The sequence below is a fragment of the Leifsonia sp. RAF41 genome (genome assembly GCF_052114085.1).
Lineage (GTDB): Bacteria > Actinomycetota > Actinomycetes > Actinomycetales > Microbacteriaceae > Leifsonia.
Genome location: NZ_JBFREB010000001.1, coordinates 3179569 through 3200685 on the forward strand (window position 1 = coordinate 3179569; position 21117 = coordinate 3200685).

19 protein-coding genes are annotated in these 21117 nt (G+C 69.4%); 6 read left to right on the forward strand and 13 right to left on the reverse strand.

Going from position 1 to position 21117, the window contains the following annotated elements:
* Positions 1 to 39 precede the first annotated feature (39 nt).
* The 9 genes from AB4Y74_RS15445 to AB4Y74_RS15485 form a co-directional block, all read right to left on the reverse strand.
* A complete protein-coding gene (locus tag AB4Y74_RS15445) occupies positions 40 to 4623 on the reverse strand; it encodes a polysaccharide lyase family 8 super-sandwich domain-containing protein (RefSeq protein WP_441799945.1) in 4584 nt (1527 codons plus the stop codon).
* 34 nt (positions 4624 to 4657) lie between these two features.
* Positions 4658 to 5752 (reverse strand): glycoside hydrolase family 130 protein, encoded by a 1095-nt coding sequence (locus AB4Y74_RS15450; RefSeq protein ID WP_441799946.1) that lies wholly within the window; start codon positions 5750 to 5752, stop codon positions 4658 to 4660.
* Positions 5753 to 5790: 38 nt separating this feature from the next.
* Complete coding sequence (locus AB4Y74_RS15455; protein ID WP_441799947.1) at positions 5791 to 6669, reverse strand: carbohydrate ABC transporter permease; 879 nt, start codon at positions 6667 to 6669, stop codon at positions 5791 to 5793.
* Positions 6666 to 7577, reverse strand: a complete 912-nt coding sequence (locus AB4Y74_RS15460; protein WP_441799948.1) for a carbohydrate ABC transporter permease — start codon at positions 7575 to 7577, stop codon at positions 6666 to 6668. The genes AB4Y74_RS15455 and AB4Y74_RS15460 overlap by 4 nt, the downstream gene beginning before the upstream one ends.
* A 62-nt stretch (positions 7578 to 7639) precedes the next feature.
* On the reverse strand, positions 7640 to 8971 hold the full coding sequence (locus tag AB4Y74_RS15465; protein ID WP_441799949.1) for an ABC transporter substrate-binding protein: 1332 nt from the start codon (positions 8969 to 8971) through the stop codon (positions 7640 to 7642).
* Between the two features lie 162 nt (positions 8972 to 9133).
* The gene (locus tag AB4Y74_RS15470) at positions 9134 to 10144 is read right to left on the reverse strand and encodes a LacI family DNA-binding transcriptional regulator (RefSeq protein ID WP_441799950.1); all 1011 of its coding nucleotides are present in this window, start codon (positions 10142 to 10144) and stop codon (positions 9134 to 9136) included.
* Between the two features lie 55 nt (positions 10145 to 10199).
* Positions 10200 to 11408: a Na+/H+ antiporter NhaA gene (locus AB4Y74_RS15475; protein WP_441799951.1), complete on the reverse strand. Its 1209-nt coding sequence runs from the start codon at positions 11406 to 11408 to the stop codon at positions 10200 to 10202.
* Between the two features lie 139 nt (positions 11409 to 11547).
* The gene (locus AB4Y74_RS15480) at positions 11548 to 12699 is read right to left on the reverse strand and encodes a sensor histidine kinase (protein WP_441799952.1); all 1152 of its coding nucleotides are present in this window, start codon (positions 12697 to 12699) and stop codon (positions 11548 to 11550) included.
* A gap of 13 nt (positions 12700 to 12712) precedes the next feature.
* Positions 12713 to 13432 carry a response regulator transcription factor gene (locus tag AB4Y74_RS15485; protein ID WP_441799953.1) on the reverse strand — a complete coding sequence of 240 codons (720 nt, stop codon included), beginning with the start codon at positions 13430 to 13432 and terminating at the stop codon, positions 12713 to 12715.
* 122 nt (positions 13433 to 13554) lie between these two features.
* Between AB4Y74_RS15485 and AB4Y74_RS15490 the strand changes: the two genes are divergently transcribed.
* From AB4Y74_RS15490 to AB4Y74_RS15500, 3 genes are read left to right on the forward strand one after another with little or no spacing between them, the layout of a single operon-like run.
* Positions 13555 to 14220: a glycosyltransferase family 2 protein gene (locus tag AB4Y74_RS15490; RefSeq protein ID WP_441799954.1), complete on the forward strand. Its 666-nt coding sequence runs from the start codon at positions 13555 to 13557 to the stop codon at positions 14218 to 14220.
* Positions 14217 to 14840, forward strand: a complete 624-nt coding sequence (locus tag AB4Y74_RS15495) for a TIGR04282 family arsenosugar biosynthesis glycosyltransferase (protein WP_441799955.1) — start codon at positions 14217 to 14219, stop codon at positions 14838 to 14840. Before AB4Y74_RS15490 ends, AB4Y74_RS15495 begins: the two co-directional genes overlap by 4 nt.
* The gene (locus tag AB4Y74_RS15500; protein WP_441799956.1) at positions 14837 to 15568 is read left to right on the forward strand and encodes a class I SAM-dependent methyltransferase; all 732 of its coding nucleotides are present in this window, start codon (positions 14837 to 14839) and stop codon (positions 15566 to 15568) included. The genes AB4Y74_RS15495 and AB4Y74_RS15500 overlap by 4 nt, the downstream gene beginning before the upstream one ends.
* Here AB4Y74_RS15500 and AB4Y74_RS15505 read toward each other — a convergent pair.
* Genes AB4Y74_RS15505 through AB4Y74_RS15515 form a run of 3 tightly spaced genes read right to left on the reverse strand, consistent with a single transcriptional unit; the run spans position 15528 to position 17141 of the window.
* Positions 15528 to 15962, reverse strand: a complete 435-nt coding sequence (locus AB4Y74_RS15505) for a hypothetical protein (RefSeq protein WP_441799957.1) — start codon at positions 15960 to 15962, stop codon at positions 15528 to 15530. The genes AB4Y74_RS15500 and AB4Y74_RS15505 overlap by 41 nt on opposite strands.
* Positions 15959 to 16573: a molybdopterin-dependent oxidoreductase gene (locus AB4Y74_RS15510; RefSeq protein ID WP_441799958.1), complete on the reverse strand. Its 615-nt coding sequence runs from the start codon at positions 16571 to 16573 to the stop codon at positions 15959 to 15961. Before AB4Y74_RS15510 ends, AB4Y74_RS15505 begins: the two co-directional genes overlap by 4 nt.
* Entirely contained in the window at positions 16566 to 17141 is a 576-nt protein-coding gene (locus AB4Y74_RS15515) for a hypothetical protein (protein WP_441799959.1), read from the reverse strand. The genes AB4Y74_RS15510 and AB4Y74_RS15515 overlap by 8 nt, the downstream gene beginning before the upstream one ends.
* Positions 17142 to 17253: 112 nt before the next feature.
* Here AB4Y74_RS15515 and AB4Y74_RS15520 point away from each other — a divergent pair, with 112 nt between their 5' ends.
* The 3 genes from AB4Y74_RS15520 to AB4Y74_RS15530 are packed head-to-tail and all read left to right on the forward strand — an operon-like array spanning position 17254 to position 20698.
* Positions 17254 to 18741, forward strand: coding sequence for a glycosyltransferase 87 family protein (locus AB4Y74_RS15520; RefSeq protein ID WP_441799960.1), 1488 nt, complete (start codon positions 17254 to 17256; stop codon positions 18739 to 18741).
* A complete protein-coding gene (locus tag AB4Y74_RS15525; protein ID WP_441799961.1) occupies positions 18738 to 19580 on the forward strand; it encodes an MTAP family purine nucleoside phosphorylase in 843 nt (280 codons plus the stop codon). The genes AB4Y74_RS15520 and AB4Y74_RS15525 overlap by 4 nt, the downstream gene beginning before the upstream one ends.
* A complete protein-coding gene (locus AB4Y74_RS15530) occupies positions 19577 to 20698 on the forward strand; it encodes an NAD-dependent epimerase/dehydratase family protein (protein ID WP_441799962.1) in 1122 nt (373 codons plus the stop codon). Before AB4Y74_RS15525 ends, AB4Y74_RS15530 begins: the two co-directional genes overlap by 4 nt.
* A gap of 50 nt (positions 20699 to 20748) precedes the next feature.
* On the opposite strand, the gene AB4Y74_RS15535 is transcribed toward AB4Y74_RS15530, so the two are convergent.
* The gene (locus AB4Y74_RS15535; protein ID WP_441799963.1) at positions 20749 to 21114 is read right to left on the reverse strand and encodes a DUF2750 domain-containing protein; all 366 of its coding nucleotides are present in this window, start codon (positions 21112 to 21114) and stop codon (positions 20749 to 20751) included.
* Positions 21115 to 21117: the final 3 nt, after the last annotated feature.

The window sequence follows — 21117 nt, forward strand, 5'->3', positions numbered from 1 at the left end:
CCGGACCCGAACCGGTTCCCGCCTGAGGGCCGGCTTCGGCTACCCGGCGACGGCCCATGGCCCGTTGGGGGCGCCCGGAGCCTGGTTGCGGGTGTACCACTTGGCGACGTACACGATGCCGCGGTAGCTCGCCTTGTCGCCGGCGTTGAAGACGCGCGACGGCGTCCACAGCGCGGTGCCGTCCGGCGCGTTCGCGATCTCCTGCCACGGGCCGGTCACCGATCCGGGGACGTCGCCCCGGCTGTACCAGCCGGCGAGGAAGGTCCGCCCCTGGTAGACGACGGTGTCACCGGCTCCGAAGACACGGGACGCGGTCCACGAGACCGCGCCGCTCTCCGTCAGCGCGAGTTCCTGCCATGCCCCCGTGTTGCTGAGGCCGGGCTGTTCACCCTTCGTCGACCATCCCGCCTTGTACACCGCTCCGCGGTAGCTGACGACGTCGCCCGACTTGTACGAGGTCGCCTTATTCCACGCCGCCGGAAGCACGACCGTCACGGTCACCGTGGTGCTGCCACCGTCGACGGAGTCACTGCCGGAGTAGGTCGCCGTCAGGGTGTGGTCGCCCGCTGCGAGACCGACGGGGAGGGTGAACTCCGCGACACCGTTCCTCAGTGCGGCGGCACCGCGGTCCTTGGTCCCTTCGGTGAGGGAGACCTGCCCGGTGACGGGCAGTGGCGAGGTCACGGTGACGGTGACGACAGCCGCGGTCCCCCAGTTCGCGGTCACCGCAGGCGCACTGACGATGACTGTCGCCTTCAACCCGTCGAGCGCTGCCTTCAACGATGCCGCGCGGGCATCGATCACGGCCTGCGTGCTCCCGGAGGCCTTCAGCGTGGCCTTGGCCGCATCCAGCGCGGGCAGCAGCGGAGACCAGCTGGCGGGCGTGTACATGGTGCTATCGAGCCCCTCGGCACGATCCACCAGCGCCTGCAGCGCGGCGGTGTCGACCGCCACCGTGACCGGGCACGAGACGAACTCCTCGCCGGCGGCATGCGTCAGCAGGATGGACGTGCTCCCGGGAGCACCAGCCTTCAGGTCGACGGAGACGGTGCCGTCTGCTCCCGCCCGCGGCGCGGAGGCAACCGACGCGACAGAGGGGTCGAGCGAGTACGCGGCGAACAAGTCCCCGCTGGTAGCCGGGGTGATGGTCCCCGTCAGGGTGGCGGTGCCGCCGCGGCCCACGCTGACCGGGGCGGTGCAGGCCAGGTTGTACCCGCCGTACACCTCGAACTCCCAAATGTTGAGCCCGTACTTGGTCGCCGGCGACCCGATCACCCGGACGTAACGCACCTCTGCGGTGGCGAAGTCTGTCGTATCCCGACGGTGGTCGGCGGTGCCCGGATTCTGCACGCGCGCCAACGGCATCCAGTCGGTGCCGTTCACCGAGCCCTCGAGTTGGTAGTCGGTGGAGTTGCCGCTCTCCCATTCGACGACCGCCTGGGACACCGGCTGGACCGACCCGAGGTCGACCTGCAGCCAGTTCCGGTTCGTGTACGGTGCGGTCCCGGTCGGGCGCACCGACGACCACTTGGTGGTCTTCGAGCCGTCGGTAGCCGCGGGAGCCTGCACATTTGCGAGGTTGTTGTAGACGCTGTCAGAGGTGGTCGGCTTTCCCTGGGCGAGGTTCACCCGCCCAGCGGTCGTGGGGGCGGTGGTGATGGCGCTGTCGCCGAACACCTCGAACTCCCACACGGAGACGCCGTAGGTGGCGATCGCGCGCTTCACGGTCTGCATCCGGACGTAACGGCCGGTCGCGTTCAGCGCCACCAGGTCGGTGCCGCCATCGCTTCCCACTGCCGGGGTCGCGTATGCATCGCGCCAGGTCCTGCCGTCATCGGAGACCTGGAGCTTGTACTGGCTGGCGTAGGAGGCCTCCCACGACAGCCGGACGGCTCCCACCTTCTGCACACTGCCCAAGTCGACCTGGAGCCACGACGCGTCCGGTGACCCTGTCCTGTCGGCGATCCACCGCGTGGTCGGGTTGCCGTCGGTCGCGCTGCCCGGGCTCGTCCCGTCGGACGCGGTGGTCGGTGCGCCGAGGGCGAGGTTCGTGGCGGAGACCGCCGCGAACTCCGCGACCGAGTAGGAGCCCCCTCCCGGCCCATCCAGGGGCAGGATGCGGACGAAGTTCGCCGTCGTCGGCGGGAAGTCCACGTGCTGGTGTCCACCTGCACCGTTCTGGACCAGCTTCCGATCGGTCCAGGTGGCTCCGTCCATGGAGGTCTGGACCAGGAAACGGGACGCGTAGTCGGTGCCCCAATCCACGTCCGCCCCCAGGGCGTACGTGCCCGCCGCCAGACGCTGACTCAGCCACGGGCCGGTGCCCGACGACTGCCAGGTCGTGGTCTGGTCCTTGTCACCGGCGAGCGCGGGAGCGTGACCGGCGGCCGAGCCGCTCGCGGTGTAGGGCGAACCGCCCGAGAGGTCCGCGGCCAGCGGCTCCGTGACGGTCTTGCCCAGGTTCGCCCCTGTCCCGAGAACGAACGTGCCCCGCGACGCGGCGTCTCCCCCACTCAGCGTGACATCCACGAGGATGCCCGGCTGGCTCGGGTTCGACAGGCTCACCACCGGGGTGCCCGAGGACTCGTCGAGCATCAGGATGCCGGGCTGGCTGACCGTGAGGGTACGGCCGTCGCCGAGCTCGAGGGATCCGGCCTTGTAGAAGGTCGCCATCGTCCGCTTGAGTCCGGGATGCTGCACCGCCTGCACCGACGTGTCGTTGCGGAGGATCTTCACGGCCGGGGCCGCCGCGTAGGCCTGCGTCTGGGCCGCCGTCTTGGCCGGGAGCACGATGTACTCGTAGCCGGCCTTGCTCGGCGTTACGCCGTGGTCGAAATACAACGAGAACGCGTCATGGCTCTCTGGCTGGTCGCCGTAATAGCTGCCGGTCTGGGTCTTGTCGGACACCGTCAGGGCCTGGTTCGACGGGAACACGTACCCGACCTTGTCGTTGTACGCCCACGACGGATCCTGGACGACTTTCCCGTCGGTCCCTGCCGCGACCTTCTGACCGTCGACCGACGCGTTGGCCTTGGCTGCGACCTGGTTCACCGTGGTGTGGATGGGCGCGGTAGAGGTCGACTGGATGCCCGCACCGAGGGCGACCATCTCGTCGTCGAAGTAGTAGTAGCTCTTCTGCGCCTGGGTGCCGACCCGGTCCAGGCTCTCCACAGTCGCGCCGTACACGCCGTCCGAGACACCGCCCGTGAACGCGCCGCCGTTGGCGGATCGGCCGTCCTTGCCGAGAGTGGTCTCCTTCACGTACGGCACGGTGGTACCCGGGTAGTGGAACCAGTCGAACGCCGGACCGAGGTCCGTGTACTCCTTGTTCGTCACCTGGATCGCCGTCGTGCCGGTGCGGTTCCACACGATCTCATTGCCGACGTCCTTGCGGATCGTCGAGCGGTATTCGCTGCCGACGGTGCGGCTCGAGTTCAGGCCGGTCACGATGCCGTAGTCCGCCCGCTGGTGCGAGGAGAACTCCGAGCGCCAGAAGTACGTGTCACCGATCGCGCCGTTGCCGGCCGTCTTCCCCCGGATGTTGTCCGCGAGCTGGCGGTACGTGGTCGCGTAGAGCGGATCGGTGCGCGCCATCCGGTCCAGCGGATCCAGGAACACGGCCGCATAGCTCGTGACCCCGTCCACCGTCGTCGCCGGGCGGTACAGCAGGTAGAGCATCTCGATCTCGCCCCGGATCAGCCAGCGGGTGCCGTCGATGATGTAGAACGCGATGGTGTCCAGCTGGTCACGGGTGAAAGTCAGGCTCGTGCCGCGAGCCGAGTCCGCCCACATCGCCACCATGGTGAACAGGGCCATGCCGTAGCCCTCGCTGTACAGCTGCGCGCCGTGTGCCCAGAATGTGGCATCCGGCTGCACCGCCTCCTGCACGGTCCCTGAGTCGTCCACCGCCACCGTCTGCACCATTGTGGCGAAGCCCGCCTTGATCTGATCGGCGTTCCGCGTTGCGAGCGCCTTGTACAGGTAATCGGAGGTGCGCCAGGCGCCGTTCGCTCCGGCCGGATCGAGCTTGCCCTGGTTGTGAGTGATCGCCAGTGCCGCGGCGCCCGGACTCAGCACGTCGCCCACGAAGATCGAGATGCGACCCATGGCGATCGACTCGCCGATCTCCGTCTCCCACCAGTTGGTGTTGCCCGGGTTCACCTGGTCCCAGTAGGCGAGCGCGCGCTCCTCCGCCGCGATCAGCCGGGCGTCGTGGTACCCCTTGGCCGAAGTCTCCCGGTACGCCTGGGCGATGGCGACCATCCGGTAGAGCGCCTTGTAGGCATCCCACGTCTTGCCGTTCGCCGAGCTCGTCGTGTCCTGGTAGTTCACGTCGGACCACGAGCCGTCGGCGTTCTGCGACGCGACATAGTCCAGCGCGTTGGAGGTCTGCGCCAGGTAGATGCCGTTGGCGATCTGTACCTCGTCGCCCTGACTCAGGTAGTAGTCCTGCAGCCGGGTGACGATCGTGGAGACGTCCGTCTCCAGATCCGCTGCCTGCGCGGGAGCGGTCACGCCGGCCACGCTCAGAAGGGCGGCGACGAAGAAGGCCACGAGCGCTGAGAGGCGCGAGCGGCGGACGAGCGGACGTGGAGCGTTCGGGTCTTCAGGATGACGCATCATTGCGCGGGACTCCTTGTCAGGTGAGCGGGTTGGGTCAGAGGGTGCGGACCAGGCGTGCAACCGATATCCGTGTATCGGCGGCACCGTAGAAGACGAAGTGCTCTCCTTCGATCATCTCGATCGCCGTGGGGAAGAGCACGTTGGCCACTGTGCCCGCAGTCTCATCTGCGGTTTCGGGGGTCATCAGCGGCTCGCTCGACCGGGCGAGGACGCGCGAAGGATCGTCGGCGTCGAGCAGCATCGCGCCGACGACGTAGCGGACCGTGAACGCCTGGGGCACGAACGATCCGCCCGGAAGGGACCCGGTCACTCCGTGGTGCAGGAGCAGCCAGCCCTCCGGCACGCGGAGCGGCGCCGGCCCTGCGCCGATCTTCAGCGCCTCCCAGTCGTACTCGGGCCCGGCGACGAACCGGTGACCGGCGGGCCGGGTCAGAGCGGTCAGATCCTGAACGGCGTCCTCGACGGGCACATAGGAGATCCAGATGCTGGCGCGCGCGTCCGTCACGCCCGCCGGAAGCGGCGGTTGCTCGTCGGGCCGGACGAATCCGAAGTCCCACATGGGCCGGTGCAGCATCGCGAAGCTGGGACGGCCCTCCGGGTCGGGGACGATATCGGGAAAGAAGACGACATCCTTATTGGGGAACAGGTTGAGGTCGGTGTCGAGCCCGTCGTCGTACTGGAACTGGATGGGCCCGAGCCGACGCCAGCCGATGCCGTCCGTCGAGATGGCGAGCGCGGGCTTGGGGCCGAGCGGCCCGAACGCCACGTAGGACATGACGTGGATGCCGAGGTCCTTCAGCGGCGTGATGCGCGGGTCCTCGACGCCGCCATGCGCGGTTCCGTGCTCCCATCCCCGCTCCGCCTCCAGTGCGATCTCGAGCTGGTCGACGCCCGTCGGCAGCCCGTCGGTCACGTGGACGCGTGCCCGGCCGATCCGCGACACGTTGCTCTGGGCCACCAGCCGCGGGAACAGATGTACCGTGCCGTCCGCGTCCTGGACCGTCGCAGGGTTGAGTACGCCTTCGGCCTGGCGCGGGTCGGTGGGGTCGGGCTCCATGACGACGCCCACGCGTTCGAGGGTGTACGGGATGGCGACAGCGGTGGTGCCGGCGGCGATGGTGGTGGACAACAGGACCTCTCTTGCGGGTGGGGTGGAACGGAAACGGCTCAGCCCTTGACGGCGCCGACGACTCCGTTGACCAGGTAGCGCTGGATGAAGATGTAGCCGACGATCAACGGGGCTGCGACGATGAACGTGGCCGCCGCGAGCAGCGGCCACTGGTTGCCGTACGTCCCTTTGAAGGCATACAACCCGACGGTCACCGGGAACTTGGTGGGGTCGGCGAGCAGGACCGTCGCGAGGATGATCTCGTTCCAGATCCAGACCGCCTGCAGGATGAACACGGTCACCAGTGCCGGGCGCGCCAGCGGCAGGATGAAGGCAAAGAGGTAGCGCCAGTAGCCGACCCCATCCATCGCGGCGGCTTCGTCGAGTTCGCGCGGAATCGATTTCACGAAACCGCTCAGCAGCAGCGGGCCGACGCCGACTCCCACGCCGACCAGCAGGATGTAGCCCAGCTGCGTGTCGTACAGGCCCAGGCGCAGCAGCAGCTGGAACTGGGTGATCAGGGCGTTCGGCAGGAACAGCACCAGAACGAAGATCACCGACCAGTACTTAGCGCCGCGGACGTAGCCACGGGCGACCGGAAACGCGAGCACCAAGGTGAGCAGGGTGCCGATCGCCGAACCCGCCGCCGTGTACAGCACGCTGTTGACGATGTATGCGCCGAAGTCGCCCTTCTCCCACGCGGTGGCGAAGTTGCCCCACTGCGGATCCGCGACGAGACCGACTGGGTTCGCCACGAACTCCGCCTGCGACTTCAGCGCCGTGTTGAGCAGGTAGAGCAGAGGGAACAGGAACACGACGAGCAGGATGAGCGCGGAGAGGTATGCCCCGATCGGCAGGCGTCGCCGCCGACGCTTCACTACCGTCTCATGCGGGCGTGCGGCCGTGGCCGGCAGTGACTCGGAAGTGGTTGTCGTCATAGCTTCGCCTCCCGGCGGCGCAGGATGACCAGCGCGAGGATCGACACGATGGCGACCAGCACGAACTGGACCATCGAGACGGCGGATGCGTACCCCTGCGACTGCGACAGCGTGGTGCCGGAGGCGCCGCCGAAGCCTTGCACGTAGACCAGCAGGGAGAGCACCTGCGTGGAGCGGTTGTTCGGTCCGCTGAGCACGTAGATGAGCTGGTAGCTCTGCAGCGCGTTGACGATGCCGAGGAGGACGTTCGCCGTGATCGAGGGTGCGAGCAGGGGGACCGTGACGCTGCGGAACCGCTGCCAACCCGTCGCCCCGTCGATCTGCGCCGCCTCGAGCAGCTCTTCGGGAATCGCTTGCAGCCCGGACAGGAAGATGATGACGGAGATGCCCAGGACCATCCACACTTGCACCAGGATCACCAGCGTCAGCGCCAGGTGAGGGTCGCCGAAGAACGCGGAGTGGCCGCCGAACAGGTCGAGCACCGACGCGGCCGGGCCGCCGCTGACATTGAAGATCAGCGACCAGACCAGGCCCGTGACCGTCACACCCAGGATGGTGGGCATGAACACCACGGCGCGGTAGAAGTCCCGGCCCTTCAGCTTGCGGTTCAGAAGCACCGCGACAGCCAGCGCGACCACGATCTGCACCACGGTGCTCACGACCGCGAAGATGATCGTGTTCCGCAGCGCGTTCGCGCTGTCCGCCCACTTCGCAGGCGAGAAGAAGTCGACGTAATTCTGCAGGCCGACGAAGTTGATCGGCAGGCCGGGCAGGCCGCGCAGGTCGGTGAGCGACGCGATCAGCACGCCGACCGCCGGGACGAAGCCGAAGATGCCCAGCAACAGCATCCCGAGCCCGAAGGTGATCCGGACCGGTGTCCGGCGAGGGAAGGGGAACGATTCAGTCATGTGTCTCTCGACTCCCGAGCGGGCGGCCCGAACATCTGCGGGCCGCCCGTCTCGACAGCGCGTCAGCCGGCGGCCGACCACGCCTTCTGAGCGGCCTGAGCTGCCTGCTCGGCGGTGGCGGAACCGAGCGGGCTCAGCGCAGGGTAGTTGAACGGGAAGACCGCATCCTGACCCGCCTTGTTGTTGGCGAACCAGATCTGGTCCCACGCCGGCTCGTATGACTTCGTGTAGCCGCCGATCGACTGGAGGAAGTCGCTGGTCGAGATGCCGGGCTGTGCGGACGAGAAGCCCGACTTCTGCAGGAACTGCTCGTAGTTCTTCTTGTCCGAGAAGAACTTCAGCCAGGCGATGGCCGCCGACTTGTTCTTCGCCGAGGTGGGAACCGCCAGCTGCAGCTCCGTCTTGCCGTTGAGCAGCGCGTTGTCGGCCGCGTCATCCGACCCCGGGAACGGGAAGTACCCGTAATCGAAAGACTTCGCGACCGCCGCATCGATCGTCGGCTGGTCCCAGGTGCCGTCGACGGTCATCGCGAAATCTCCCGCCGCGAATCCGGACGGGACTGACGTGTAGTCGGCGCCCGCCGCACCCTGCTGCGCGTTCTTCAGGACGTACTCCGTCTGCTCCAGTACCTTGACCTGGGTCGGGTCTGTGAGCGTGGCCTTATTCGTCCACAGGTCCTTCGCGAGCTGCTGCTTGTCGGCGACTGTCGGGTAGAGCGACGCCACCGAGGCCAGCATGGGGAGGCCGGCCGGCCAGCTGTCCTTTCCGCCCAGGCCGAACGGCGTGACGCCCTTGGCCTTCAGCACGTCGACCAGCTTGGTGAACTCGCTCCAGGTGGTGGGGACCGTCAGCCCATTGTCGGCAAAGATCTTCTTGTTGTAGAAGACACCGGTGTAGTAGCTCACGCCGGTCGGTACTGCGTACTGCTTGCCGCCGATCGCCTGCGCGTCGAGCAGGGTGGGCGTGTACTGCTTGAGGAACGACTCACCGGTCAAATCGACCAGACCGCCCGCCTTGGCGAGCCGCGCGTCGTCCGTCGCCGCGTCCTTCGCGTAAGACGGCGTCTCCATCAGACCCTTCACTACGAACAGGTCGAGGTTGCCCGCCGTCAGTCGGGAGGATTTGGTCGCCGGGTAGTTGTCGTTCGAGACGGTGGAGAAGACCACATCCACCTTCGGGTACTGCTTCTCGAACGCCTGATTGATCGCTCGGAAGCCGGCGTCCGTGGCGTCGCTGCTCGAGACGAGCAGCTGGAGTTTGCCGCTGGGCTCGCCGTCTGTCGATCCGCCTCCGCCGCCGGAGCAGGCGGCCAGCGCGCCGATCGTGGCCGCGGCGACCGCGCCGGCGAGCAACCGCCGGCCCAATGTCGTACCGCGCAACCTCTTCGTTGCCATGTGATGTCTCCTCGTCGAGTCGGGAATGTCCGCATGTGATTCGGGTTCCAGAAACGTTTCGGAAGCCGAGAGAGCGAACCACCGAAACGTTTCGGTTCCGTCATGCTGCCATGCTCAGGTCGGCGAGCGCAACCCTTGGTGCGCGGCGATCGGTGGTTCGGCTCAGCGCCCGGCGCGCGCCGGGCCAGTGGAATCGCGGACGATCAGCTCCGCATCCGGGATCCGCACGTCGCTGACGGCGCCCGTCTCGATCAGCTCGAGCAGCATCCTGCCCGACTCGGCGCCCAGCTTCCGCGGAGATGTATGGACAGTCGTCACGGACGGCCGCACGTAGGTGCCGAGGCGGATGTCGTCGAAACCCACCACCGAGAGCTGTCCCGGCACATCCACCCCGAGATGCTGCGCCTGGGCGATCAGCCCGATGGCCGAGAGGTCGTTCGCGCACACCACCGCCGTGGGTGCGTCGGCGAGCGCGAGCAGTGTGGATGCGGCGGACGCGCCGCCCAAGTAAGTGAAGTCCCCGGGAACGACCGGACCCGGCGCGAGCCCGATCTCGAGCAGCCCTGTTCGCCAGGCGTCCTCGCGCTCCACCGAGTGCGTCATGTTCGCGCGGCCGCTGACGTAGGCGATGCGGCGGTGGCCCAGGTCCACCAGATGCCGCAGTGTCGCCCGGATCCCCGCCTCCGGGTCCTCCCGCACGGCGGGAATCGGGAAGCCGATGCCGGGGTTGATCGCGACCGCCGGCAACCCGAGCCGCTGGACCAGCTCGATCCGCGGATCGTCGACTTCCAGGTCGCTGATGAAGACGCCGTCGACACGGCGGTCGGCTGCGAGCTTCTCGTAGCGCTGGAGCACCTTGTCCGACTCAGCGCTGATCTGCAGTACGAGTGCATACCCCCGAGGGTCGATCGCATCCTCGATGCCGCCGATGAACCCGCCGAAGAACGGGTCGAGCTCCAGCACGTCCGGGTCGCGGTGCAGCACCAGGCCGACGGTGAACGCCCGCCGCCCCGACAGGCTCTTCCCGCGAAGCGAAGGGACGAATCCGAGTTCCGCAGCGATCCGGATGATGCGCTCGCGCGTGACGTCCGACACCCCGGGGCGGCCGTTGAGCGCGCTCGAGACCGAGCTGATGGCAACGCCGGCCTTGCTCGCCACGTCGACAATCGTCACCCGCTCATCGCCCACAGGTCCCTCGCCTTCCGCCCTCCGTCGAGCGACGGACATCCTATGCCGGATGTGGTGGCGGGCGCTCGTCGGAGCGTTTGACCGACAGTGCGACCGCTTGTTGACGAAGACGGTGCAGGCGTCGATAGGACGTGTTCAAGGTGCTGACCAGGATCGCTGAAACGAGGATCGAGATCCCGGAGCCGAGGAGGACGGCGAGGGTGCCCTGGTCGGCGATTTCGGGTCTGTTGTCGAAGGCGAGTTCGTTCATCAGCAGGGATACGGTGAAGCCGATCCCGCCGAGCGCTCCAGCAGCCAGGAGTCCGTGGACGGTGATGTGGGGCCGGTTGTCTCGGCTGATCAGGGTGTAGAGCCAGGTTCCGAGGGTGATTCCGACGAGCTTGCCGACAGGCAACGCGATAAGAATCCCCCAGAACGGCGGTGAAAGCTCTCCGATGCCCACACCGGGGATCGGGACGAGCGCAGCCGTGAACGCGAACAACGGGAGGACCACACCGTTGGTGAAAGGTTCAAGCGTGTGGCGTGTGCGCAGACCGGGCTGGTGCGCCATCGCGAGTCCGAGGGCGACACCGGCGATCGTGGGATGGATACCGGAAAGGGCCACGAGCACCCACACCAGCACGGCCAAAACGACGAGCAGCAGGAAGACAAGGACGCGGAAACGGCCTCCGATGTGTCGGCTGAGGAACGCGAACCCGGTGACCGTGATGGCGGCGGCGATCAGCAGCAGCGGGTTGATGTCGTGGGCGAAGAAGACGGCGATGATCACGATCCCGACCACGTCATCCAGGATCGCCAGCGCGAGCATGAAGATGCGCAACCGCGACGGGATGGAGCGTCCGAAAATCGCGAGTACGCCAAGCGCGAAGGCGATGTCGGTCGCCGTAGGAACCGGCCAACCGCGGGTGTAACCGGATCCCGCGGTGATGCTCAGGTACAGGGCGACGGGTACGAGGACTCCGAAGGCTGCCGCGACGGCGGGACGGATCGCCTTCTTCACCGTGTTCAGTTGGCCGTTGGTGAACTCGTTGCGCAGCTCGACAGCAGCGACGAAGAAAAACACAGCGAGAAGGCCTTCGCTGACCCACTCACCGAGCGTCAGATGAAGCGCCGTCCCGGCCGGCCCGACTTCCACCTTCTCGAGCGCCAGCACCGGAGCACCGATCGATGTATTCGCCACGACCAAGCCCACGACAGCCGCGACAAGCAGCAGAACGGCTGCGACACGTTCCGATCGGACGAAAGACATGCGGGCTCTCCTCGGCAGTCGGAGCGGTTACCCACCGCCCGCCGACCAGACTTCCCGGCACACCCAGATCCCCACCCTATCCGCTGACCTCCGGACGGTTGGCGTGCACGAGCGCCCGCAGCCGACGACCAGGTGTGCCCTACGTTCCGGCGGCCGCCGTGCGGAACCGTGGCAGCTGCACATCGAACCGGCAGCCGGCCTCAGTGTTGCGCACCGAGATGTCCCCGTCGTGCGCGGTGACGATGCCCTGCACGATCGCCAGGCCCAGGCCCGCACCTCCCGACACCACCCCGTCGCGCGGGGACCGCGCGGCGCTTCCCCGCCAGCCCGCGTCGAACACCTTCGCCAGGTGCTCCTCCGGGATGCCGCCACCCTCGTCCACCACGCTGAGCACGACCGACGAGCCAGCCCCCTCGCGCACAGTGACGTGGATGCCGGAACCTGCCGGGGAGTGCTCGATGGCGTTGAGGAGCAGGTTGTGGATGACGCGGGACAGTTCCCGCGCGTCCCCCCACACCGTGAGGTCGCCGTCCTGCGATTCGTTCAAGGAGATGGAGCGGGTGGCGGCAAGCGGCGAAAGGTCCGCCACCGCATCGCTGACGATGTCGTACAGCGACAGGGGGCCGAACTCGAGCTGCAGGCTCCCGGACTGGATCTTGGACAGCTCGAACAGGTCGTCCACCATGTGACCAAGCGTGGCGCACTGGCTGCGCAGCTGCCGGTAATACCGCTCGGGATCGGCGGCGATGCCATCCTCGAGCGACTCCGCCATCGCCTGCATGGCTGCCAGCGGGGTGCGAAGATCGTGCGAGATCCAGGCGACGAGTTGCCGTCGCGACTCGTCGAGCATCCTGACCTCCTCGCGCGACTCGGCGAGACGGCGGGACATATCGGCGAGTTCGCGCGAGAGGGCGCTGAATTCGCTGCTGTCCTGCGGCTGCGCCGCGACGACCTCGCCGTCGCCGACCGCTCGAGCGGCATCGCGGAGTGTGCGGCTGGTGCGCACGAGGCCCATCCCCAGCACCCCCGCCACCCCGAGACTCACGACAGCGGCTACTGCGATGACCCAGACGAGCACCACGAAGTCGTGCGGCGAGATGTACATGGCCCGGGCGATGGCCACCGTGCCGCCGACGATCGACGCGACGGCCGCCAGCACGACAACACCGAGGCGAACCAGGATGGACGCGCGGCGCAGCAGTTGCAGCACCGCCACCGCCACCGCCGAGATCACGAGCGCCACGACCAGGCTGGTGCCGACGATCACGGCGAGGTCCGCGAGAGAGAGCATGTCCGCCGCCTCCTCAGGCGCTCATCCGGTAGCCCACCGCCCAGACGGTGGTGAGGTGCCGGGGTTTCGTCGGGTCGTCCTCGATCTTCTCGCGCAGCCGGCGGACGTGGACGGTGACCGTGGACAGGTCGCCGAAATCCCATCGCCAGACCTCTTTGAGGAGCTGTTCCCGGCTGAAGACCTGGTTGGGATGCTTGAGGAAGAACGCGAGCAGATCGAACTCGCGGGCTGTGAGGGTCAGCGGCCGGCCGGCCTTCCTGACCGTGCGGTTGGAGGGATCGATCGCGAAGGCTCCGAGGAGGAACGGCGCCTCGGGGGCGAGTTCGCCGACGCTGCGGCGCAGAATGGACTGCACGCGCAGCACCAGCTCGCGCGGTGAGAACGGCTTGGCCAGGTAGTCGTCGGCGCCTGCCTCCAGCCCCTCGATCCGGTCGTCGGTGGAGCCGAGCGCGGTCAGCATGATGATCGGAACCGTCCGGCGGCTCCGCAGTCTCCTGGCGACTTCCAGCCCGTCGACACCCGGCAGCATCCGGTCCAGCACGACGAGGTCGGGCGGCGTGCGCTCCGCGAGAGCGAGAGCATCAAAACCATCGACCGCTTCGTCCACGATCAGGCCGGCCGAGCGGAGGTAGCCGCTGGCCACCTCCCGCACGGTGGGGTCGTCCTCAACCACGAGCACGCGCCGGTCGCGCACGTCGCGCACCGACGGCGAGCCGGTGGGAAGGGTGGTCATGCGCTCAGCATAAGTCGGCAGCCCGGGCGGCGGGCCGCTCCGAATCCCGAGGGGCGTCACTGTCCGCGTTTCGTAAGATTCTGGCGGCGCCGCCCGACCATCCCGCTGCGTAGCGTCGAACCGTGACCGTACCGATCGACGTCGTGTTCCCGTGTCTGAACGAAGCGGAGGCGCTGCCGGTACTCCTCGCCGCCCTTCCTCCGGGATACCGGGCGATCGTCGTCGACAACGGGTCGACCGACGGCAGCGCCGACGTCGCCCTGCTCGGGGGAGCCGTCGTGGTGAGCGAGCCGCGCCGAGGCTACGGGGCCGCAGTCCATGCCGGCCTCACGGCTGCGACCTCGGACCTCGTGCTGGTGTGCGACGCCGACGGAACCATCGACCCGGCCGAGTTCGATGCGCTGGTCGCTCCTGTGCGGGCGGGAACGGCTGATCTCGCCGTGGGGCGCCGTCGCCCCACCTCCCGGCAGGCGTGGCCGGTGCCGGCCCGGGTCGCCAACCTGGTGCTCGCGTGGATGCTGCGTTCCCGGACCGGCCTTCCTCTCCGCGACCTCGGCCCCGTGCGCGCTGCGCGCCGGGGGGCGCTCCTCGAACTGGAGGTGAGCGATCGGCGGAGCGGTTACCCGGTCGAGCTGGTGCTCCGCGCGCACCGGGCGGGGTGGCGACTGAGCCATGTGGATGTGGCCTATCACCCCCGCATCGGCCGGTCGAAGGTGACCGGGTCGCTGCGCGGTTATCTCACCGCTGTCCGCGACACGCGGCGACGCCTAGCCGAGGCAGCCCGATGACCGCCGTGGTCGTGATCGCCAAGGAGTGCCTCCCGGGACGCGTCAAGACGCGACTGCAGCCGGAGTTCACCGCGGAGGAGGCCGCTGCCATCGCGACCGCAGCGCTCACCGACACGCTGAGGGTCGGGTGTGCGCTTCCGGCGTCCCGCCGCATCCTGTACTTCGATGGCGCCGTGCCTCCGGCGGCCGCCGCCGGCTGGGAGGTGCTGCCCCAGCGCTCGGGCAGTCTCGACGAGCGGATCGCTGCCCTGTTCGACATGCTGGACGAACCCGTCCTGCTGCTCGGCATGGACACGCCCCACGTCGACCCCGCGACGCTCACCGGCGTGTTCGCGGACGATCCGGACGTGGATGCGTGGTTCGGTCCCGCGACGGACGGCGGCTTCTGGGCGCTGGCGTTGCGTCGGCCGGACGGCGCGCTCGTGCTCGGCGTTCCGATGTCGACCGAGGCGACCGGCTTCCACCAGCTGGAGCGGCTGCGCACCGCTGGACTCCGGGTGCGGCTTCTTCCCGCGCTCACCGACATCGACACGGCGGCGGATGTGCCGGCCGCGGCCCAGCGCTCGCCGGCGTTGGCCCGCGCGCTGGACGAACTCCGGCCGGCCGGGGTCATCGCATGAGCGTGGCCGAGGGCTGGAGCTCGGGCGCCCTCCTCGATTCCGGCCTCGTCGAAAACGGACCGTTCGGCCCCGGGCAGTCGGCCGAGTTCGGGCGCGGCGGCGCCGAGCCCTACGAGCTGGCGCTCCGTACCGGAGGCGGCCCCCTCACGGTGATCGCCCGGGATGGGGGCGACGAGGATGCATCCCACCTCGACGTGTCCGCCTACCTCGCCTCCGCGACGGACGGAGAGCGCGAGGTGCTGGCGCTCACGGACGGTCCCCTGCTCGACATCGGCTGCGGCCCCGCCCGGCTGGTGCGCGCCGCGATCGAGGCGGGGAGGCTCGCGCTCGGCATCGACATCTCTTCGGCGGCCATCGGGCATGCGCGGTCGGCAGGACTGCCGGTGCTCCACCGCTCGGTGTTCGACCCGCTGCCGGCAGAAGGCACGTGGGGCGCCGTCGCGCTGTTCGACGGCAACGTCGGTATCGGCGGGGACCCGGTCGCCCTCCTGTCCCGAGCGGCGGAACTCCTGCGCCCGGGCGGCCGGATGATCGTGGAGGCGCACGCAGACCCGCAACAGGATGCGAGCTTTCTCGCGCAGCTGGTCCACCCCGCCGGCGCTCGGAGCGCGTGGTTCCCCTGGGCGGAAGTGGGTGCGCGCGTCGCGACCGGGATCGCGGGGGACCTCGGGATGGATGCGACAACGGTCACGATCGCCGGGCGGGCCTTCGTGCTCGCCACACGATGACGGTGGACGTAACGACCACCGCGACCACGATCACCAGCCAGAGCACGGCCAGCCGGGTGCCGTAGTCGCCGGGGAGCACCGTGGGATTACGCGGCCCGCGCGCCTGCGCGACCAGCTCGGGCACCACCAGGGCCGTGAGGAGGGCACCCACGGCCAGGCCCGCCTCCACGACAGTCACCACGGCGCGCGGCAGGCGCCGCCCGACGCGTCGCAGCAGCAGGTCGATGGTCGTCTCGATCGGCACCAGCACCGCGTCGTGCAGCACGACCGCCGCCGCAAGCCAGACCACCACCCCGACGATTTGCGCGATCCGCAGATCGACGACGAGGAACACAACGCCCGTGCCGATCAGTGCGAGGCCGAGGGCGCCGATGATGCGGCGGATGCGCGTCATCCGGGCATCACCTCGATCGAGGCCAGCCACTTCGTCTGCAGCACGCCCGGCCGGCCGGGTGCGATCACGCGAGCCGGATAGCCGTGGTCGAGATCGAGCGTCTTCCCACCGAGCGTCAAGGCGACCAGGGTGGCCGGGTCCTCCGCGAACTCCGGGCCCATCGTCGTCCGGCGATAGGCCCCCCGCGGTTGCAGGCTGCTGATCAGGAGGGTGGCGCCCGCGGGTGCGCCCACGAGAGCGAGGAGGTCGCGCATCCGCACGCCACCCCACTGCGCTGTGGTGCTCCAGCCCTCGACGCACGCTATTGGGAGCGTGGAGCTCGCCTGAGGCAGGCCGCTCAGCCGGGCGCGGTCGAAGGTCTCGGCGCGGTCGCCGTTGCGGACGGTCAGCCGCCAGTCCGCGGCCTGTGCTGTCGACAGCACCCCGGCAGCCTCCGCGGTCATATTGACGGGAACCCCCTGCGGTCCGTCGCCCTGCACGCGGGGCGCGAAGAGGTTCAGCGGCGCCAGCACGCCGAACGACTGGCCGGCGGTGAACGCCACAGCCGCCGCCCCGGCGGCCGCGATCGTGCCGAGAAGCGCCCGGCGCGTGATCCCCGGCCGATCAGTCATCGGTCACGCTCCGATCCTCGGCGGCGCTGCGGCGCGACCAGAAGCGCACGACGATCGGGAGCTTCACGGCCACGTGGAGCGCGATGGACCCGACGATCACCCAGGCGAGCGCAAAGTGCGTCTGCCGGAACGGGAACGGCCACGGATACCACTGGTACGTGTTGACCAGCCCGATGGCGGGTTCGAGCAGCGCGGTGGACACCAGCAGCGCGACGGACGCGCGCTCCAGCACCTGTCGCACGGAGCCCACCGGCGGCCACAGGAGCAGCCGCGGGTACACCGTCCACAGCTTGCCGAGCAGGAGCGGGAAGATCGCGACGCCGACCGTGACGTGCAGACCCTGGGTGAACGCGTAGAGACCGGGCCAGGTGGGGAAGCGCATCCCGGGCAGCGGCTCCTGCAGGAGGTGGCTGTACAGGCCGGTGAGGAAGCAGACGACGAATGCGGTGGCCAGCAGGCGGCCGATGACGACCGTCGTTCGCGCCGTTCGCGCCGGGGCCGCGAGCAACCCCCGGGCTCGGGCCATCCGCGGCTCGAGGGCGCGGGAGACACGGCCGGTGACGGACATGCTCCGATTGTGATCGGAGGCGGCGCGCAGGATGCGCGGCAAATCTTACGATCTCCGAACGGGAGGGCGGATCCCGGTCCGAAGCCCGCGGGGAGCAGCCACACTCGAGGACGTGAAGGTCGTCCTCGTCTGCGTGCTGCTCGCCGCGCTGACCGCTGTCACGGCCGTGTCCACGGCGACCATCGCGGGTTTCGTGCCGGGCGCCAAGCCCGCGCTCGGGATCACGGCGGGCGTGACCTGGCTGCTCGCCGCTGCGGCGTTCCTCGTGCTGCTGCGCGTGCGAGGTCGCGCAGCGATCGTCCTCGTGCTGGCCGGGTCGGCGGCGCTGGGATGCGCGGCGCTGGCCGGGCCCCCGAACCTCAGCACCGACTCGGCACGGTACGCCTGGGACGGCATCGTGCAAGATGCGGGTCTCTCGCCCTACGCTCACGTTCCCGCCGCCGAGGCACTCGACCCGTATCGCGTGCCGTGGCTGTTCCCGGTGCCGGTGCCCGCCGCCGACGGCTCGCTCCACTGCGACGGCCCTCGCATCTCGCAGACGACGACCCTGCCGGGCGGAGACCTGCTCTGCACCGCGCTCAATCGGCCGCACGTTCCGACGATCTATCCGCCGGCGGCCGAGGCGTACTTCGCGGCCGTCCGCGCGGTGGTGCCCGTCGAGGCCCAGTACGCGCCGCTCCAGGTGAGCGGCCTCCTGCTGAGCCTGGGGACGACTGTGCTGCTGGTGTTCGGGATGCGCGCTCGCGGACTCGACCCGCGCTGGGCCGCGATCTGGGGCTGGTCGCCGTTCGTGGCGACGGAGGCAGTGACCAACTCCCACGTCGACGTGCTCGGTGTGCTGTTCATGGTCGCCACGACCTTCGCCGCCACTCCCGCCCTGGGCAGACGCCTGAGCGGCCGGGGATCGCGGCTGCACGAATGGTTCGGACCGGAGGGGAGCAGGCGCCGCGCCGCGCTCGTCGGGGTGCTGGTCGGGCTGGCCGCGGCGGCGAAGTTCGTGCCGGCCATTGCGGCCCCAGCACTTGTCCGGCGACGGCCGGTCACCACGCTGCTCGCCGCGGTCACCACGTTCGCCGTCTGGTACATCCCCTATGTAGCGGTGACCGGATGGGCCGTCATCGGCTACCTCCCTGGGTACCTCAATGAAGAGGGGTACGAGAGCGGTAAACGCTTCGCCCTGCTGTCTCCGTTCCTTCCCGGGCTGTGGGCGACCGCGGTCGCGGGCGCGCTCGTCCTCGGGGCGCTGGTTCTCGGGTGGCGCGCTGCCGATCCGCGGGCGCCCTGGCACGCCCAGGTCGTCTCGGTGGGCGCAGTGCTGCTGATCACGAGCCCGAGTTACCCCTGGTACGCGCTCATCCTCATCCCGTTCATCGCGCTGAGCCGGCGCTGGGAGTGGCTGGTGGTGCCGATCGCTCTGACCGTGAAATCGCTCGTCCCCTCGCACACGACCGCGACGCTGGTCCTGGCGGCGGCCGCCGTTGTGGCGGCGACCGTGACGGTCGTGCGCTGGAGGCGCTCCGTTCCGCTGACCGACGTTCCACGCATTGCGGACCCCGCCGCGGCACCCCGGCCGGCGGCCACTCGAGAGGAGACATCATGACCGGAGCCGAGATCGCCGTCATCGGGGGGTCGGGCCTCTATCGGCTGTTCGAGGACAGCGCCGATATCGAGACCGTCGCGTTCGACACCCCATACGGACCGCCCTCGGGCCCGATCCGCATCGGCGAGGCGGCAGGCCGCCGGGTGGCGTTCCTGGCCCGGCACGGCGAAGACCACGCCCTCGCGCCGCACCGCATCCCGTACCGCGCGAACATGTGGGCGCTCGCCGCGCTCGGCGTCCGAGCCGTGATCACATCTTCGGCCGTGGGCGGGCTGTCCGAGCGGGCCCGGCCCGGCCTGTTCGTCGTGCCCGACCAGCTCATCGACCGCACCAGTGGCCGTCCCGACTCCTACTTCGATGAGGGCGATGTGCAGCACCTCGCCGCGGCCGATCCCTTCGACCCGGTGCTGCGGGATGCGGCGACCCGGGCGCTCGCGGCTCTCGGCGAGGAGGTCGTCCCGGAGGGCACGACCGTCGTCATCCAGGGACCGCGGTTCTCGACGAGGGCCGAGTCGTTCTGGTTCCGCTCCGCCGGGGCCGACATCGTCAACATGACGCAGTACCCGGAGGCGGTGCTCGCGGCCGAGCTCGGTCTCGGGCTCGTCACCATCTGCTTCGTGACGGACACCGACGCCGGCACGGCCGCGGGCGATACCTCCGACGCTGCCGACGCCGCGCTCGTGCTGGAGCGGATGGCGCAGGCCGGTCCCCGCATCCGGGCGGCCGTCGCGGCCACCGTCGCCGCCGTGCCGACCGGCTACCGGCCTCGGACGCTGATTCCCACCGACGCCGTGCGCCGCGTGCTGTCCGCTCCCGTCTCCGCGGGTCGCGCCGGATGACGCACCTCATTGTGACGGGCGGGCTGGGCTTCATCGGCTCCCACGTCGTCGAGGCCGCTGCGGGAAGCGGCTGGCGGGTGACGGTCGTCGACTCGCTGCGTCCGGACGTTCACGCCACCGCCGAGGTGCCCGGCTGGTTCAGCGCCCTCCGAGGCGACGTCGACCTACTCGTCGGCGATGCCGGCACGATCCCCGAGACGCTGCTGCGGTCCGCCGACGCGGTGTGCCACCAGGCGGCGAAGGTCGGGCTCGGTGTGGACTTCAGCGACGCGCCCGACTACGTGGAGTCGAACGTCGGCGTGACGGCGCGATTGCTGGCCGGGATGGCTGCCGCCGGGACGACGCGACTCGTCCTGGCCTCGTCGATGGTGGTGTACGGGGAGGGCCTGTACCGTGACGGCGACGCGGTGGTCCAGCCGCCTGCGCGCGCCGTCGATGACCTGCGCGCAGGCCGGTTCGATCCGCTCGACCGGGAGGGTCGCCCCCTGCAACCGTTGCTGATCGGCGAGGACGACCCGACCGAGCCCCGCAACGTGTACGCCGTCAGCAAGCTCGCCCAGGAGCAGCTGGCCCGCTCGTGGGCGCGGTCGACCGGTGGCCGCGTGGTCGCGCTGCGCTACCACAACGTCTTCGGAGCCCGCATGCCGAGCGGCACGCCATACGCGGGCGTCGCGTCCCTGTTCCGTTCCCGGCTGGACGAGGGCCTAGCCCCCTTCGTGTTCGAGGATGGCCGGCAGCGCCGCGACTTTGTCGACGTCACGGATGTGGCCGCCGCGAACGTGCGCGCGATCAAGTGGCTGGAGACGCGACCGGAGGGCGCAGTGCACGCGTACAACGTCGGTAGCGGCACGGTGCGCACAATCGGCGAGTTCGCTTCGGCGATCGCCGACGCCCTCGGGGGCCCCGCCCCCGTGGTGACAGGCGACTTCCGCCTCGGCGACGTGCGCCACATCACGGCCTCGTCCGAACGCATCGCCGCCGAGATCGGATGGAGCGCGCAGCGCCCCTGGCGGGATGCCGTCCGCGCCTTCACGGCGGCGCCGATGCGGCCGCGAGTGACAGCCGACGACGTGCCACGGCGAACACTCGGCCGACCGCGAGAGCCACCGCCAGGGTGACGGCCGAAGCCGGGCGGAGTCGAGTGCCCCCAGTGCCGCAACGCAGTTCGTCAGATCGGCAGAGGAGCGCGGGCCTCGCCCGCGCGAAGTGTCGGCCAGTCAGCGCCCACACCGATCACCTTCTCGCGCAAGCTCGGAAGCCAGCGCCGATTCCACTCCTGCACGGTGACGCAGCACACGTCCAGCCGATCTGCACCGTCTGAGAGGGCGAGCGCCTGCTCCGCGCTATCCCGCGATGACCACACCGGAAGTGCTTGACCCTCACCTCGGGTCAGCGTGAGCAAGCGGTCCGGGGTGAGCATGAACCAGACACGCGCGTCCCGCCGTGCCCTTCGCGCGAAGTCTTCCCACGTTGCCGCTTCGATAAGTGTGCTCACGGTCCGTCTCCGTCCCCCTCTTCGCGTACCCGACGTCACTCA

Coding starts and splice junctions, on each gene's coding strand:
- AB4Y74_RS15445 (WP_441799945.1), bottom strand. CDS start 4,623: ATGATGCGTCATCCTGAAGACCCGAACGCTCCACGTCCGCTCGTCCGC.
- AB4Y74_RS15455 (WP_441799947.1), bottom strand. CDS start 6,669: ATGACGACAACCACTTCCGAGTCACTGCCGGCCACGGCCGCACGCCCG.
- AB4Y74_RS15460 (WP_441799948.1), bottom strand. CDS start 7,577: ATGACTGAATCGTTCCCCTTCCCTCGCCGGACACCGGTCCGGATCACC.
- AB4Y74_RS15465 (WP_441799949.1), bottom strand. CDS start 8,971: ATGGCAACGAAGAGGTTGCGCGGTACGACATTGGGCCGGCGGTTGCTC.
- AB4Y74_RS15475 (WP_441799951.1), bottom strand. CDS start 11,408: ATGTCTTTCGTCCGATCGGAACGTGTCGCAGCCGTTCTGCTGCTTGTC.
- AB4Y74_RS15480 (WP_441799952.1), bottom strand. CDS start 12,699: ATGCTCTCTCTCGCGGACCTCGCCGTGATCGTCGGCACCAGCCTGGTC.
- AB4Y74_RS15485 (WP_441799953.1), bottom strand. CDS start 13,432: ATGACCACCCTTCCCACCGGCTCGCCGTCGGTGCGCGACGTGCGCGAC.
- AB4Y74_RS15495 (WP_441799955.1), top strand. CDS start 14,217: ATGACCGCCGTGGTCGTGATCGCCAAGGAGTGCCTCCCGGGACGCGTC.
- AB4Y74_RS15500 (WP_441799956.1), top strand. CDS start 14,837: ATGAGCGTGGCCGAGGGCTGGAGCTCGGGCGCCCTCCTCGATTCCGGC.
- AB4Y74_RS15505 (WP_441799957.1), bottom strand. CDS start 15,962: ATGACGCGCATCCGCCGCATCATCGGCGCCCTCGGCCTCGCACTGATC.
- AB4Y74_RS15510 (WP_441799958.1), bottom strand. CDS start 16,573: ATGACTGATCGGCCGGGGATCACGCGCCGGGCGCTTCTCGGCACGATC.
- AB4Y74_RS15515 (WP_441799959.1), bottom strand. CDS start 17,141: ATGTCCGTCACCGGCCGTGTCTCCCGCGCCCTCGAGCCGCGGATGGCC.
- AB4Y74_RS15525 (WP_441799961.1), top strand. CDS start 18,738: ATGACCGGAGCCGAGATCGCCGTCATCGGGGGGTCGGGCCTCTATCGG.
- AB4Y74_RS15530 (WP_441799962.1), top strand. CDS start 19,577: ATGACGCACCTCATTGTGACGGGCGGGCTGGGCTTCATCGGCTCCCAC.